The organism is Chromatiales bacterium (assembly GCA_024234935.1).
Lineage (GTDB): Bacteria > Pseudomonadota > Gammaproteobacteria > Steroidobacterales.
Genome location: JACKNI010000005.1, coordinates 105,001 through 119,362 on the forward strand (window position 1 = coordinate 105,001; position 14,362 = coordinate 119,362).

A 14,362-nucleotide genomic window follows, 5' to 3' on the forward strand; every position below is an offset into this window, starting at 1 on the left:
GGGGCGTAAAAGTCGGGGAGCATGGCTGCCTGATCGAAGCCGGACCGCTCGTAAAAACTTCGGGTCGGCGCATATTTCCTGACTGAAGAAGTCTCTGCGTACAGCCTGTCGCCAGAGGCCGATTCAACCCGTGCCTCCACCTGATTCAGGATCGCTCTTCCCAGTCCGCTCGACTGGGACTCCGGTGCCACGACGATCCAGTAGAGATCCCAGGCGGAGCGCGTTCCCGGAATCCTTCCGAAACAGGCGTAACCGCGCAGCTGACTATCCGCCTCCGCAACGATGAATCGATAGTGCCCGGCATCGCCCTGTGTCAGGGCGTCATCTGCCAGTTCACGTGCAATCGCGATTTCCTCAGAGCTGAAGAAGCCGGTCGAGCGAACCAGCGCCTCAATCTGATCGGGGTCCGTGTCGGTCAGATCGTGCCTGAAAACCGGCGGTTTCATATGAAGGCGATCAGAATGGTTGTGCTGCGGCAACAATTCGCTGGATCGCTTCGGAGTAGCTAATGTCCTCTTCGGCGAGCGCGGCGGCAAATCCGGCATCGGGTGAAATACAGGGATTGGCGTTTACTTCGAGGACCCATGGCTGGCCATCGGCATCTATCCGGAAGTCCACTCGCGCATAGCCGCGGAGCTGAAAAATATCCCAGCAGCGCAACGCCACCTGCCCCAGTTGCTCACAGAGCGAAGCCTCCTGCTGCGGGTCGATAAACCGCCGTACCGTGTGTCGGCTCTCAAAGGAGTTTTCCGCCCATTTCGCTGCATAACCGACAATCCGGGGCTTGTCGGCCGGAAAATTCACGAACTGGATTTCGGGAATGGGCAGAATCTGCGGCCTTTCCGTCCCACCTAGCAGCGCGACGTTGATCTCCCGTCCCTCTATGAACTGCTCGGCGAACCAGCGACCAGGACGTATCCGCTGCTTTTGGGTTATACGGTCTGCGACTTCACTGAAATCCGTTACTACGGACGCATCGTCCATGCCAATCGATGCGTCCTCGTACAGGGGCTTTGTAATCCAGCGGCCCTTGGCCGGCCTGACTGGTGGTGTGGTATCAGGATCCCACCAGTCGGCGGTGGCAATGTCGTGCAGCCTAAGCCACTGCTTCGTCAATATCTTGTTTGAGGTAAGCATCAACGCCTCGGTACCTGCGCCCGTGTAGGGAATACGCAGGTGATCCAGAAGTGAGGTGGCAACCGGAATCAGCTGCCCGCTTTCGTCTATGGCCTCTACGAGATTGAAAACGATATCGGGCCGCTGCTTAAGCAAATGTCCTTTTGTGTCTTCAAGTTGCAGGCCGACCGCCAGCGTGCTGACTTCGTATCCTTCGGCCTTCAAAGCCCGAGATACGCATCGAATCTGATCGAGGATGTCGCGCGCATCGGCCGGGGATTCATCCGTTACCTCGTTATGAATGATGAGAACCTTGCCTGTACCTTTCATTGGCGAGGCACCCCAGGATTGCCTGCCAGCTGCTGCGTCGCGCGGCTCAATGCCGAAGCGACGATACGGCGAATCAGTTCGTCATATGGGATGCCCTTGAACTTGCAGATAAACGGCAGATCCGAGTGCCCGGGGTGCAGGCCAGCCAGTGGATTTGCTTCTATGAAGTTGGGTGTCCCACGGGCATCAAGCCGGATATCGAGCCGGCCACCGTCCCGACAGCCAAGCGCACGCCAGGCGCTGACAGCCAGGTTCTCAATTTCCTGCAACAGGGGTTCCTCGGCCAGCAGCGAATAGCTGACCCTGCCTTCCCAATGTTCCTTGTTGTCGAAAGTGTAAATCCCCTGATCGGCTTTTGGTCCGAGTTGTACTTCCATTGTGCCGATGGCCTCAGCTGCCGCGCCTGTTCCGAGGACCCCGACGGTAAATTCCCGGCCCGGCAGGAAATCCTCCACCAGGACGGGTTGGCGGTATTGATCCAGCAGAGTCAGGCAAACGCGCTCGAGTGCTGCAGGCGATTCCACGCGGGATGCCGCTGAAACTCCCTTGCCGGTGCCTTCTGCGACCGGTTTTGCGAAGAGCGGATAGCGCAGCGCGACCTTGGCGATGTCGGCCGATGTTTCGATGACGGCGAAGTCGGGGGTCGCGAGACCATTGCCGCGGACCACATGCTTGGCTACACCCTTGTGTAACGTTACCGCACAGGCCAGCGGATCCGAGAACACATAAGGGATCCGCCATGCGTCCAGCAGTGCCGGTACCAGCGCCTCACGGCCAAATCCGTACAGCCCCTCGCAGAAGTTGAAAACCAGATCCCAGCGGTCGCCAGCCACCAATCGGCTGCTCAGCTGTCGGGCATTGCCGATCCGGTCGACGACGATACCCTGTCTCTGCAATGCGCCAGCTATCGCGTCGATAGTTTCCGGCTGATCGAACTCGGCGGTGTCGACCTCGCTGTAACCGGCGGCGAGATATTCGTCGCGGAGGTCGTAGGTCAGGCCGACGTGCATCCGGAGCTTTCTGGGCGGGGATCCGGATAACGGTATATGACGTCGGCGTAATTGCGGAGCAGCAGGTCATCCTCGTCGCGACCGACGACATAGTCCGGGGCCAGCGGAATCTTGCCGCCGCCTTCCGGCGCATCGATCACGTAGGTCGGGATCGCGTAGCCGGTGGTGTGGCCACGCAGACCACGAATGATCTCCAGCCCCTTCTCGACCGGCGTACGGAAGTGTGACGATCCCGAAATCGGGTCGCACTGATACAGGTAGTACGGCCGCACGCGTATGCGGAGCAGCCCGTGCACCAGTTCCCGCATCGTCGCGACGCTGTCGTTGACGCCTTTCAGCAGCACAGTCTGACTGCCGAGCGGGATACCGGCATCCGCCAGCCGTGCACAGGCCTCGGCCACCTCGGGCGTCAGTTCATCCGGATGGGTGAAGTGCAGACTCATCCACAGCGGATGGTAGCGCTTGAGGATTCGGGTGAGTGCCGGGGTAATCCGCTGTGGCTGTACGACCGGCTGTTTGGAGCCGATGCGAATGAACTCGACATGGGGGATTTGCCGTAACCGCTTCAGAATCCACTCCAGCCGCTCGTCGTCGAGGCTCAAAGGGTCGCCACCGGACAAGAGCACGTCACGAATTACTGGCGTCGCGGCAATGTAGTCGATTGCCCGCTCCAGGTCGTGCTTGCGGATGCTGCGTTCGCCGACTGAGCCGACCATCCTGGCCCGTGTGCAGTAGCGGCAATATACCGAGCAGAAATTTGTGACCAGCAGCAGCACCCGGTCCGGATACCGGTGCACCAGTCCGGGCAAGGGGCTGCTTGCGTCCTCGCCGAGCGGGTCATCTGACTCGCCTTTGGACTTGAGATATTCGCCCAGTACGGGGATTACGGTTCTGCGCAGTGCCTGGGTGGGGTTATCGGCATCAATAAGGCTTGCGTAATAGGGGGTGATGCCGAGGGGCAGGGCACCGTGGTGCGCTTCAATAGCTTGCCGCTCGTCATCGGTCAGCCGAAACATTCGGTCCAGATCAGCGAGGCTGCGCACCCGATGGCGGTTTTGCCATCGCCAGTCGTTCCAGTCACGCAGGCCCGCCTGCGGGTAGAAGCGGCGACGAAAGGCGTCGCTCCGGGCACTGACCGCTAGCCTCGGAACGGTATGTTTTGACGATGGAACGGCGCTAAGGTTGACCGGCGGAGACGTGAGTGGCGACTGAATGCCTGGAATGACGATTCCAGGCGCAGCGTTCGGTGGCTCCTCGCTATCAGACAGGTTCGCAACGGAATCCGGAACAGGGCTGTCCACAACGGACAATACTCTCGGCATCGAGTTCACCTCGTCTGGGTAGAGGAACCGTAGATGGGTTTTCGAGACAGTAGCAACTGGAGTCCCTGCTGGGGCAACGTCTTACTGTGATATGTCGTGATGCGTGACTGACGTTTCTGTCTCGGTCGGCCGGTAATATACGCGCCGGTTTTCGAAATGCAACACAAGTCAAACACCGATGGTTTCGCCCGGTCGCCTGATGCCAGGTACCTGCCTGTGCAGGATGGCAGTGCCCGTCTGATGGCAGGGTCGGCACCATGAAGAAATACTTTAGCCTGTGTCAGTCCGGTTGGTCGTGAGGTTCCAGAGGGTGGTCCTGATATGAGTTCTGCCGACCTGCTGTGCGACAAACGCCAGGCGACCCGGCATCTGCTCATGATTCGTCCGAGCCACTTTGGGCCAAATCACCAGACGGCTGCGTCGAATCAGTTCCAGCGCGCCACGACGCGTGCCCCCGAAGTATTGTCGGCACAAGCCATGAGGGAGTTCGATGGCGTGGTAAGCGCTCTGGACCAGGCCGGCGTGCAGACCTTCGTTGTCGCGGATGCCCCCTGGGGCGGGACGCCAGACGCGGTGTTCCCCAATAACTGGATGTCCACACATTGCGACGGTACGGTTGTGCTGTACCCGATGGCAGCGCTCAACCGGCGTGCGGAGCGTCGCCCCGATATCCTCGACAGGCTTGCGCTTGGCAGCGGGTTTCATGTGCGCCGGGTGATCGACTTGTCGGAGCTGGAGCAGTCCGGCAGCTATCTTGAGGGCACCGGCAGCCTGGTACTCGACCGGCCTCGCCGCACGGCATTTGCGGCCCGTTCAGGCCGCACTCACGAAGCGGCCCTCGCTGAATTTGCCCGTCTTACCGGCTACCGGGTCGTGGCATTCAGCGCCAGCCTGGGGGCGGGGCAAGCGGTCTACCACACGAATGTGCTGATGAGTCTCGGGCGGCATATCGCAATCCTTTGCAGCGACGCAATCAGCGATCCGGCCGAGCGTCAGGCCGTACGTGCGGAACTGGTTGCATCAAACCGCCGGTTGCTGACCGTATCCGCGGGCCAGGTCCTGCAGTTCGCTGCAAACTGCCTGGAAGTGGATTCCCCGGGGGGTCCTTTGCTGGTGCTCTCCGAAACCGCCCTGCGGAGTCTCCAGCCGGAGCAACGGCGGGTGCTTGAGCGGTATACCGCACTGTTGCCGGTGGATGTTGGGACTATCGAGCGCGTGGGGGGCGGGAGCGTACGTTGCATGTTGGCGGAGATCTACCTGCCGCGTCCGGCTCAGCTAGACTCCCCATCTGTATGAGTTCGACAGACTCGTTGCAGCATCCGGATCCATGAACAGTTCAGTCAGCCAGACCGCCGTTGTCTACCACGTTCGCCCCCACAGCCTCGGCGCTCACCTGTATGAGGTAACTTGCCGCATCGAACATCCTGATCCGGAAGGCCAGGTGCTCAGCCTGCCGGCATGGATACCGGGCAGCTACCTGATCCGTGATTATGCGCGCCACATCGTGCGGATTGAGGCGATGAGCGATGGTGAACCGGTCACGCTGCGCAAGTTGGACAAGCACAGCTGGCATGCGGTGCCGGTGGCGGGGGCATTGCTGGTGACTGCGGTGATTTACGCCGCCGACCCCTCGGTGCGCGGCGCCTGGCTGGATGGCAGCTGCGGGTTCTTCAATGGGGTCTGCCTTTTTCTGCAAGTGAGCGGCCAGGAGCAGGACAGCTACGTCGTGCATATCGATCCACCGGAGCTGCCGCCCGATATCGTCTGGCAGCTGGCAACCAGTCTGCCGCGGCTGACTGGCGCTGCTGGCGAATTTGGCGCGTTCCATGCGGCTGGTTATACGGATCTGATCGATCACCCTGTGCTCATGGGCAGGCTCACGGTGATCGATTTCGAGGCGGCCGGCACGCCTCACGCGCTGGCCATGATTGGCCACGAAGAGGTCGATCTGCCGAGGCTGCAGATGGATCTGGCCCGTCTGTGCGCCTGGCAAATAGACTTTTTTGGCCGGCCCGCACCGATGCAAAGCTATCTGTTTCTCCTGCGCGCAGTTGCCGATGGTTATGGCGGACTGGAGCATCGCGAGTCGTCGGCGCTGATTTGCCGGCGAAATGACCTGCCACGGCATGGTCCAGACGATAGGGATGCCGGGTATCGCCGGTTTCTCGGGCTGGTCAGCCACGAATACTTTCATGCTTGGCACGTCAAACGCATTCGGCCGGCGGAGTTTGTTGGCGCGGATCTGTCACGGGAGGCATACACACGCCAGCTCTGGATTTTCGAGGGAATCACCTCGTACTACGATGAGATGGCGCTGTTGCGTGCCGGGCTGATCACCCAGGAGCAATACCTGGAATTGCTCGGGCGCAGCCTGACCAAGCTCTACCGCACCAGTGGCCGCCGCCATCAGACCCTGGAAGACGCGAGTTTTGATGCCTGGATCAAGTTCTACCGGCCTGATGAGAATTCGCCGAATTCGACCGTCAGCTATTACCTGAAAGGCTCACTTGTAGCACTGGCGCTGGATCTGGAAATTCGCTTCCGCTCCGATGGAGCCCGCTCCCTGGACTCCGTAATGCAGGCGCTGTGGCGCGAATTTGGCGGCGACGACAGCCGCGGTCTTTACGAAGGAGACTTCGAGCGCATGGCAGAACAGGTCTGTGGTCTCGATCTCAAGGCATTCTTTCACCAGAACCTGCGGACGACCGTCGATCCGCCGCTCGGTATCCTTCTCGCCCAGTTTGGTGTTCTCCTGCATATGCGGGGCCGGGAGAGCGAAAGTGATGCCGGTGGCGTATCTGGACGCCGGCAGGGCAAGCCTCGCGCCTGGCTGGGCATGAAGATCAAGAATATGGATGGCCGGACGAAAGTCACCCAGGTGATCGATGGTGGTCCTGCGCAAATAGCGGGAATCACTGCCGGGGACGAACTGGTGGCGCTTGATGGGCATCCGGCCACTGCCGAAGGCTGCGAGGCCCTGGTTGACCGGTTGGCGGTGGATGGCAATTGCAGCTGTTATATATTTCGTGATCAGCAGCTGATGAGCATGACTCTGCGCACCATGCTTGCACCCCGCGATACCTGTTACCTGAGCCTTGATCCGCAAGCGGGTGCCGATGCCGTCGTGCGCCGCGACTGCTGGCTTGGATCGAATGCTTGAACTTGGCCTGAAGGTATTGATCAGTTACCTGGTCGGCTCGCTGACCGGCGCGCTTGTCGTCGGCAAGCTGGCGGGCGGTATTGATATTCGTACGCAGGGGAGCGGTAACGCCGGTGGAACCAATGCCTTGCGTACCCAGGGAAAGTGGTTTGCCCTGCGCGTCATATTGATCGATATCGCCAAGGGCTTTTTGCCGCCGTGGCTGCTTCCCACAATTGCCCTCCCGGGCGTTTTTCTGGACCCCGAGATTTCCCGAACCTGGTTGATGCTCGCCTGTGCGGGCGCGTCAGTGGTCGGGCATTGCTACCCCGTCTGGTTCGGATTTGCCGGCGGCAAGGGGGCGGCAACCGCAATCGGGGCGTTGCTGGGTATCGCACCGTCGCTCGCATTGCCCGGCGTACTGGTCTGGGTGATCGTCCTGGTCACGACCGGCTTCGTCGGTCTTGCCACCATGCTGACCGCGGTGGCTCTGCCGATCTGGTTGCTGATCAGCGGTCTGGACGGGCAGCTACCATTGCTCGTGTTTCTGACCGGCCTTGCCCTGTTCATAGTCTTTACGCATCGCGCCAACATCCGTCGCCTGCGGGCCGGAAATGAAAACCGTATTGAAAGGGCGATGTTGTTACGGCGCCGTCCGCGCTAGTTGTGGACGCCTCACGACATGCGTTGCTCACCCTGCTGGCTGACGGCGCCTGGCACACGGGTGTCCAGCTGGGGGCTGATCTGGGTCTCTCCCGGGCTGCAATCTGGAAGCAGATTCGGGCGCTAAGGAATACCGGCCTGACAGTCGTTGCCGATCGGCGCCGGGGTTACCGGCTGGGGGCTCCGCTCGAATTGCTGGCCGAGGACCCGATCCGGAAGGTTCTGAGCCGTGAGACGAAGGCCGCGCTGGCGCGCCTGGACGTCTTGCTGACAACCGCATCGACGAGCGAGATCCTGGCGACAATGCCAGCGCCGGCACCCGGTGCGATGTTTGTTTGTGTCGCGGAGTATCAATCGGGCGGGCGTGGTCGCCGTGGCCGGCGCTGGTTTTCTCCTCTGGGACACGGTTTATGCCTGTCGGTATCGTGGTGCTATGAGGTCGCGCCGCGCGATCTGGCGGCATTGGGACTGGTAATAGGCGTTGCGGTTGCCGAGGCATTGGTCAGCGTTGTACCGCCCGCAGCTGTCCAGCTGAAATGGCCCAACGACATCGTCGCGAACGGCGGCAAACTCGGCGGTATTCTGGTGGATGTGGCTGGCGAGGCGGGCGGGCCGCTGCGTGTAGTGGTCGGTATTGGCCTGAATGTGCGCGTATCGCCTGCTCTGGGTGCTGAGGTAGATGCCGATGGCGGCAACCTGCGGCCGGCGACGCTTGACGAGCTTGTTCCGGGCAAGCAAGTGTCTCGCAATCAGCTGGCTGGATCCTTGCTGAACGCGCTTTATCGAAACCTGAGCGAATTTGCCGGATCGGGGTTTGCGGCCTTTGCGCCGCGTTGGCGTAGCTGGGACTATTTACTTGGCCAGGCTGTTAACGTATCGATCGGATTGCAGACGTTGAACGGAGTTGCACGAGGAATCGCCGATGATGGTGCCTTGTTGGTCGAAGCTGGGAATGTGTTAAAGCCTGTCTTCGCCGGTGATGTTACGTTGCGGCGGCAACCATGAGGCTGTTGCTGGATCTCGGCAATACCCGGTTGAAATGGGCCTGGTCGCCAGGTGAGGGGCTGGTCGGGGCTGGCCACGCGACTCATCGGAACCATGGACTTCCAGCAGCATTGACCGAGTTGCTGCGTGATTCTGCCGTTCCCGACGAAGTACGGGTTGCCAATGTGGCCGGTCCTGCGGCCGGAAAGCTGGTTGCCGAAGCCGTCTTTGCGCGTTTCGGGTTCAGCCCGGTTTTTGCTCGATCACGCGCCGCGGCATACGGCCTGAAGAATGGCTATCGCGAACCGGCTCAGCTGGGCGTTGACCGCTGGCTTGCGATGTGCGCGGCTTGGCGGAAGCGCCCTGGCCCACTTTGCGTTGTCGATGCCGGCACAGCCGTCACCCTGGATGTCATTGCTGCGGACGGCACCCACTCCGGGGGGCTGATCTTCCCGGGCGTTGCATTGATGGTGGCCGCGCTGCGCCAGGAAACGGGCGATCTGGATCAGTTTGCCGGTCCCGGATTTTCTCCTGAAATGCCGACAATCTGCGCTGCAGACAGAGATGCGCTCGGTACCGATACCGCTGACGCGATCCGGTTAGGGGTGGCGCGCGCCTGCGTAGCGCTGGTTGCCGATTCTCTTGCAAGGCTGAACAGTAAAGCCGGGGCGGCACAGTTGGTGATAACGGGGGGTGATGGTGCGCAGTTCGCCCGGTTGCTCGATGCGCCGGCGGCCTATGATCCTGATCTGGTTCTCGAAGGCCTGGCCCTTGATCCGGCCTGTTATGAAGTTGTCTGAGTGCAGGGGCGCCTGTGCGTAATATCTTCCTGATTTTATTGCTCGCCAACCTGCTTCTGCTTGGGTGGGTACTCTGGGTTGATCCTGAGCCATCGGCCGCCCTGCCGGCCACCGATGCCAATGAACTGCCAATATATGGGCAGTCGAACTCCCGAGCCTCGACGGGGCCAGATACCGCCGATGCCGCCTCGCAGTGTGTCTATATCGGGCCAATACCGGATGCCAGCGCCGCGCAGCAGCTTTCGGCTACTTTGGCCAAGCGGGGCATCAAGGTCAGAGTCGTACCGCGGGAAGCGCGCGTATGGCTTGGTCATTGGGTTCAGGTTCAGGGCTTTGCGGACAAGGAGCAAGCGGAGATTGCCCGGCAGCGACTGCTGCGGGCGGAGCTTCCGGATGCCTATGTGATGCAGGACGGGCCTGTAACCGTCATCAGTCTCGGGGTATTTCGTGAACTGGGCGGTGCTGAAGGTGTCATCGAAGCCGCGCGCCGGGCCGGAATCCAGGCCGTTATGCGCGAGCGGTACAAGACTGCTGCCGAATACTGGCTGGTCTCGGATCCGGGGGGCGATCAGCAGGCGCTCCTCAGAAACCTCGCCATCGGCTACGACCGGATTCTCCGCGCTGAGAGCCTGCCCTGTCCCGCTTCAACGGATTTGATGCCGCGGCCGGTAGCGCCCCCGTAAGCCGTATATATAATGCGGGCGCAGAAAGGTGACGGGCCGGAATAGCTCAATGGCAGAGCAACCGCTTTGTAAGCGGTAGGTTGGGGGTTCAAGTCCCTCTTCCGGCATAGCACTTTAGGTTGACAGCGGAAGCCGGTCGCCAGACAATGCTCTGCTTGACTTAGCGGAGGGGTACCCAAGCGGCCAACGGGGGCAGACTGTAAATCTGCTGGCTTACGCCTTCGTAGGTTCGAATCCTACCCCCTCCACCAAGAGCTTCAGGAGGGCGTTTGTAGGCGGGCCTTCTGTCCTTGTGGCTGAAGTTGTACGCCTGCTGCCCCTTCGCTGCCGTCCGGAGCTGAGACGCTTGGAGGGTGGCGGGTGTAGTTCAATGGTAGAACCTCAGTTTTCCAAACTGATGACGTGGGTTCGATTCCCATCACCCGCTCCAGTTTTGGGAGATGTGATTTGCCCACATAGCTCAGTTGGTAGAGCACTTCCTTGGTAAGGAAGAGGTCACCGGTTCAACTCCGGTTGTGGGCTCCAAGAGTCGTGCATAAATGAATTGGGTGAGCCGCGGTTGACGCCGTGACTGCGGATGTAACAGAAGCACAAACAGATCGAAGAGAGAGCTGGTCATGTCGAAAGCCAAATTTGAGCGTACGAAGCCCCACGTCAATGTCGGAACGATCGGTCACGTGGATCACGGGAAGACGACGCTGACAGCGGCGCTGACCAAGGTGATGGCGGCGAAGTTCGGCGGTGAGGTGAGCGCGTACGACCAGATTGACAAGGCGCCGGAAGAGAAGGCGCGCGGCATCACGATTGCGACAGCGCACGTGGAGTACGAGAGCGAGGCGCGTCACTACGCGCACGTGGATTGCCCGGGACACGCTGACTACGTGAAGAACATGATCACGGGTGCGGCGCAGATGGACGGTGCGATCCTGGTGGTATCGGCAGCGGATGGTCCGATGCCGCAGACGCGGGAACACATTTTGCTGGCCCGCCAGGTCGGTGTGCCGTACATCGTGGTGTACCTGAACAAGGCGGACATGGTTGACGACGCCGAGCTCCTGGAGCTGGTCGAGATGGAAGTGCGCGAGCTGCTCTCGATGTACAAGTTTCCGGGTGACACGACACCGGTGATCACCGGTTCGGCGCTGAAGGCCTGGGAAGGTGATACCAGCGAGATGGGCTCGCAGAGCGTTGAGAAGCTGGTTGCGGCGATGGACAGCTTCATACCGGTGCCGGAGCGTGCGGTTGACGGTGCATTCCTGATGCCGATCGAGGACGTGTTCTCGATCTCGGGTCGCGGCACGGTGGTGACGGGGCGTATCGAGCGCGGGCGGATCAAGGTTGGCGAGGAAGTCGAGATCGTCGGCATCAAGGACACGACAAAGACGACCTGCACGGGCGTTGAGATGTTCCGCAAGCTGCTGGACGACGGTCAGGCGGGCGACAACGTGGGTGTGCTGTTGCGCGGAACGAAGCGTGAAGACGTGGAGCGCGGTCAGGTGCTGGCGAAGCCGGGTTCGATCAATCCGCACACGCAGTTTGAGGCTGAGGTGTACGTGCTGACGAAGGAAGAGGGTGGTCGTCATACGCCGTTCTTCAAGGGTTACCGGCCACAGTTTTACTTCCGGACGACCGACGTGACGGGTGCCTGCGAGTTGCCCGAGGGTGTGGAGATGGTCATGCCGGGTGACAACATCAAGATGGTGGTGACGCTGATCAATCCGATCGCGATGGAAGAAGGTCTGCGCTTCGCGATCCGCGAAGGTGGCCGTACCGTCGGCGCCGGCGTGGTCGCGAAAATTCTCAAGTAAGACGAAGGTTATTTTCCAAAGGCCAGTAGCTCAATTGGCAGAGCGGCGGTCTCCAAAACCGCAGGTTGGGGGTTCGAGACCCTCCTGGCCTGCCATAAACCTGCGATACGTTGTCTGGTAAGCATGACTAACAGTAGCGAAACAAAAGCCAGACCGGCGCTGATCGATACGGCGTTGCTGGCGGCTGCGTGCCTGGTCGTGCTCGCTTCGATCGTTGCCTACTATTACTTCGAGGGCGCTTCGATTGTCCTCCGCGTGATAGGTATTCTTGCCGGTTTTGGTATTGGCGCAGCGCTGCTCTACCAGACCCGGCAAGGGCAGGTGATATGGCAGTTCATTCTCGGGTCGCGCGTGGAGATCCGGAAGGTTATCTGGCCTAACCGCCAGGAAACCATGCAGACGACGATTACGGTGTTTATCTTTCTGCTGATACTTGGCTTTTTCTTCTGGAGTCTGGATTTCGTGTTGTTGATGATTACACGCGCTGTTACCGGCCAGGGAGCCTAGGTCATGCCGCTCCGCTGGTATGTGATTCACGCGTATTCCAACTTCGAGAACAAGGTCAAACGATCGCTTGAGGAACGAGTAAAGCGCGACGGGCTCGAGCACAAGTTTGGCAAGATCATCGTGCCGACCGAAGAAGTCGTCGAAATGCGTGAGGGGCAGAAGCGGAAGAGCGAGCGCAAGTTCTTTCCCGGTTATGTCCTCGTGCAGATGGAGATGGATGACGAGACCTGGCACATGGTCAAGGAGGTGCCGAAGGTGCTCGGGTTTATTGGTGGATCAAGTGACAAGCCGGCGCCGATTACCGATGCTGAGGCCAATGCGATCCTGCATCGGGTTGAAGAAGGTGTCGACAAGCCGAGGCCGAAGGTACTGTTCGAGCCCGGCGAAGTTGTGCGCGTTACGGATGGTCCGTTCAACGATTTCAATGGCGTGGTTGAGCAGGTCAATTACGAGAAGAACAAACTCCGGGTAGCGGTCCAGATTCTGGGCCGATCCACACCGGTAGAGCTTGAATTCAGCCAGGTAGAGAAAGGCTGAGCTCAAGTAAGCGCCGCTCCTTCATGGGGGCGGTACGGGGAGCCTCTGAAGAGGCGTTTGTACCCACTGACAGGAAGAAGGTCTGATGGCCAAGAAAGTCGACAAATACGTCAAGCTGCAGGTCCCTGCCGGCAAGGCAAACCCGAGTCCGCCCATAGGCCCTGCGCTCGGCCAGGCCGGGGTCAATATCATGGAATTCTGCAAGGCGTTCAATGCGCAGACGCAGAAGATGGAAGCCGGGCTGATCATGCCGGTGGTTATCACCGTCTATAACGACCGCAGCTTCACTTTCGTCATCAAGACGCCGCCGGCTGCGATTCTGCTGAAGAAAGCCCTTGGGCTGGACAAGGGCAGCGGCACCCCCAATACCAAGAAGGTCGGCAAGGTTTCTCGCCAGCAGCTTGAAGAAATTGCCAAGGCAAAGATGCCGGATCTCACGGCAGCCGGGCTCGATGCGGCAGTCCGTACGATTGCGGGCAGCGCCCGCAGTATGGGCCTTGATGTGGAGGGCGTCTGAGATGTCAGCTCAAAGCAAACGTACCAAGGCCTGGCAGGGCAAGGTTTCCGCGGAAAAGAACTATTCCATCGATGAGGCACTGGCGCTCGTCAAGGAACTGGCTACGGCCAAGTTTGCCGAGACGGTAGATGTTGCAGTCAATCTCGGAATTGACGCAAAGAAATCCGATCAGGTCGTGCGCGGTTCCGCCCTGCTGCCTCATGGCACGGGCAAGACTGTCCGTGTCGCCGTATTTGCCCAGGGGCAAAACGCCGACAAGGCGCGGGCAGCAGGCGCCGATGCGGTTGGTTTTGAAGACCTGGCTGAGCAGATGAAGGCCGGATCCATCGACTTCGATACGGTGATCGCCACACCCGACGCCATGCGGATCGTCGGTCAGCTGGGCCGCATTCTCGGTCCGCGTGGCCTGATGCCAAATCCCAAGGTCGGGACGGTGACCCAGGATGTCGAGACCGCCGTGCGCAACGCCAAAGCCGGCCAGGTCCGTTTTCGTGCCGACAAAGGTGGTGTTGTGCACTGCCCGATCGGCAAGGCAAGTTTCGATGTTGCTGCACTGCGCGACAATCTGCTCGCACTGTTGAACGACATCAAGAAGGTGAAGCCGGCAGCGGCGAAGGGCCAGTATCTGAAACGTCTGACCGTGTCCTCAACCATGGGACCGGGCGTGATGATCGATCAGGCCAGCCTGGATATTTGACCGCTGTCAGCAATGAATAGCCGCGCAGCCCCGTAAAACAGGGCGGCCGGTGATGAAGGCCGGAGATTCAGTTTGAACTTCAGCCGGTTTCGCGGAGTCCGGCTACAGGACTCCACGAACGCAACATCGAAGACCGCAGGTGGCGAAGGGATGCTTTTCCTGACGCCTTAATGGCCTTGCTCGAAGTGGCCTGCGCAGATGGTGTTACCCGAATCAGTACGACCTGGTGACGGCCGCCATCGGAGCCGC

15 protein-coding genes and 5 tRNA genes (1 of these 20 cut by a window edge) are annotated in these 14,362 nt (G+C 60.3%); 16 read left to right on the plus strand and 4 right to left on the minus strand.

Going from position 1 to position 14,362, the window contains the following annotated elements; all coding sequences use genetic code 11:
* The 4 genes in view from H6979_11240 to H6979_11255 are tightly spaced (each overlapping or abutting the next) and all read right to left on the minus strand, a layout consistent with a single transcriptional unit that may run on beyond the window.
* Nucleotides 1–479: the 5' portion of a GNAT family N-acetyltransferase gene (locus H6979_11240; GenBank protein MCP5140419.1), read on the minus strand. 46 nt of this gene lie to the left of the window's left edge; only the first 479 of its 525 coding nucleotides appear in the window; its start codon is at nucleotides 477–479; its stop codon lies off the left edge, out of view.
* A complete protein-coding gene (locus tag H6979_11245) occupies nucleotides 457–1,446 on the minus strand; it encodes an ATP-grasp domain-containing protein (protein ID MCP5140420.1) in 990 nt (329 codons plus the stop codon). The genes H6979_11240 and H6979_11245 overlap by 23 nt, the downstream gene beginning before the upstream one ends.
* The gene (locus tag H6979_11250; protein ID MCP5140421.1) at nucleotides 1,443–2,456 is read right to left on the minus strand and encodes a D-alanine--D-alanine ligase; all 1,014 of its coding nucleotides are present in this window, start codon (nucleotides 2,454–2,456) and stop codon (nucleotides 1,443–1,445) included. The genes H6979_11245 and H6979_11250 overlap by 4 nt, the downstream gene beginning before the upstream one ends.
* Nucleotides 2,441–3,778 carry a KamA family radical SAM protein gene (locus H6979_11255; protein MCP5140422.1) on the minus strand — a complete coding sequence of 446 codons (1,338 nt, stop codon included), beginning with the start codon at nucleotides 3,776–3,778 and terminating at the stop codon, nucleotides 2,441–2,443. Before H6979_11255 ends, H6979_11250 begins: the two co-directional genes overlap by 16 nt.
* A 375-nt stretch (nucleotides 3,779–4,153) precedes the next feature.
* Here H6979_11255 and H6979_11260 point away from each other — a divergent pair, with 375 nt between their 5' ends.
* From H6979_11260 to rplA, 16 genes are all read left to right on the plus strand, one after another.
* The gene (locus tag H6979_11260) at nucleotides 4,154–5,074 is read left to right on the plus strand and encodes an amidinotransferase (GenBank protein ID MCP5140423.1); all 921 of its coding nucleotides are present in this window, start codon (nucleotides 4,154–4,156) and stop codon (nucleotides 5,072–5,074) included.
* A 31-nt stretch (nucleotides 5,075–5,105) separates the two neighbouring features.
* Nucleotides 5,106–6,938, plus strand: coding sequence for a M61 family metallopeptidase (locus H6979_11265; GenBank protein MCP5140424.1), 1,833 nt, complete (start codon nucleotides 5,106–5,108; stop codon nucleotides 6,936–6,938).
* Complete coding sequence (plsY, locus tag H6979_11270) at nucleotides 6,931–7,581, plus strand: glycerol-3-phosphate 1-O-acyltransferase PlsY (protein ID MCP5140425.1); 651 nt, start codon at nucleotides 6,931–6,933, stop codon at nucleotides 7,579–7,581. The genes H6979_11265 and plsY overlap by 8 nt, the downstream gene beginning before the upstream one ends.
* 23 nt (nucleotides 7,582–7,604) lie before the next feature.
* Nucleotides 7,605–8,585 (plus strand): biotin--[acetyl-CoA-carboxylase] ligase, encoded by a 981-nt coding sequence (locus H6979_11275; protein MCP5140426.1) that lies wholly within the window; start codon nucleotides 7,605–7,607, stop codon nucleotides 8,583–8,585.
* Nucleotides 8,582–9,364: a type III pantothenate kinase gene (locus tag H6979_11280; protein ID MCP5140427.1), complete on the plus strand. Its 783-nt coding sequence runs from the start codon at nucleotides 8,582–8,584 to the stop codon at nucleotides 9,362–9,364. Before H6979_11275 ends, H6979_11280 begins: the two co-directional genes overlap by 4 nt.
* Nucleotides 9,365–9,378: 14 nt before the next feature.
* Nucleotides 9,379–10,047: an SPOR domain-containing protein gene (locus H6979_11285; protein MCP5140428.1), complete on the plus strand. Its 669-nt coding sequence runs from the start codon at nucleotides 9,379–9,381 to the stop codon at nucleotides 10,045–10,047.
* Nucleotides 10,048–10,082: 35 nt separating this feature from the next.
* A tRNA-Thr gene (locus H6979_11290) sits at nucleotides 10,083–10,154 on the plus strand.
* Between the two features lie 58 nt (nucleotides 10,155–10,212).
* Nucleotides 10,213–10,298, plus strand: a tRNA-Tyr gene (locus H6979_11295).
* Nucleotides 10,299–10,403: 105 nt separating this feature from the next.
* Nucleotides 10,404–10,477 (plus strand) — tRNA-Gly (locus tag H6979_11300).
* A 19-nt stretch (nucleotides 10,478–10,496) separates the two neighbouring features.
* A tRNA-Thr gene (locus H6979_11305) sits at nucleotides 10,497–10,572 on the plus strand.
* A gap of 92 nt (nucleotides 10,573–10,664) precedes the next feature.
* Complete coding sequence (gene tuf, locus H6979_11310; GenBank protein ID MCP5140429.1) at nucleotides 10,665–11,855, plus strand: elongation factor Tu; 1,191 nt, start codon at nucleotides 10,665–10,667, stop codon at nucleotides 11,853–11,855.
* A 19-nt stretch (nucleotides 11,856–11,874) separates the two neighbouring features.
* A tRNA-Trp gene (locus H6979_11315) sits at nucleotides 11,875–11,950 on the plus strand.
* 28 nt (nucleotides 11,951–11,978) lie between these two features.
* Entirely contained in the window at nucleotides 11,979–12,362 is a 384-nt protein-coding gene (secE, locus tag H6979_11320) for a preprotein translocase subunit SecE (protein MCP5140430.1), read from the plus strand.
* 3 nt (nucleotides 12,363–12,365) lie between these two features.
* Nucleotides 12,366–12,899 carry a transcription termination/antitermination protein NusG gene (gene nusG, locus H6979_11325; protein ID MCP5140431.1) on the plus strand — a complete coding sequence of 178 codons (534 nt, stop codon included), beginning with the start codon at nucleotides 12,366–12,368 and terminating at the stop codon, nucleotides 12,897–12,899.
* 85 nt (nucleotides 12,900–12,984) lie between these two features.
* The gene (gene rplK / locus H6979_11330; protein ID MCP5140432.1) at nucleotides 12,985–13,416 is read left to right on the plus strand and encodes a 50S ribosomal protein L11; all 432 of its coding nucleotides are present in this window, start codon (nucleotides 12,985–12,987) and stop codon (nucleotides 13,414–13,416) included.
* Nucleotide 13,417: 1 nt separating this feature from the next.
* Nucleotides 13,418–14,113, plus strand: coding sequence for a 50S ribosomal protein L1 (gene rplA, locus H6979_11335; protein ID MCP5140433.1), 696 nt, complete (start codon nucleotides 13,418–13,420; stop codon nucleotides 14,111–14,113).
* Nucleotides 14,114–14,362: the final 249 nt, after the last annotated feature.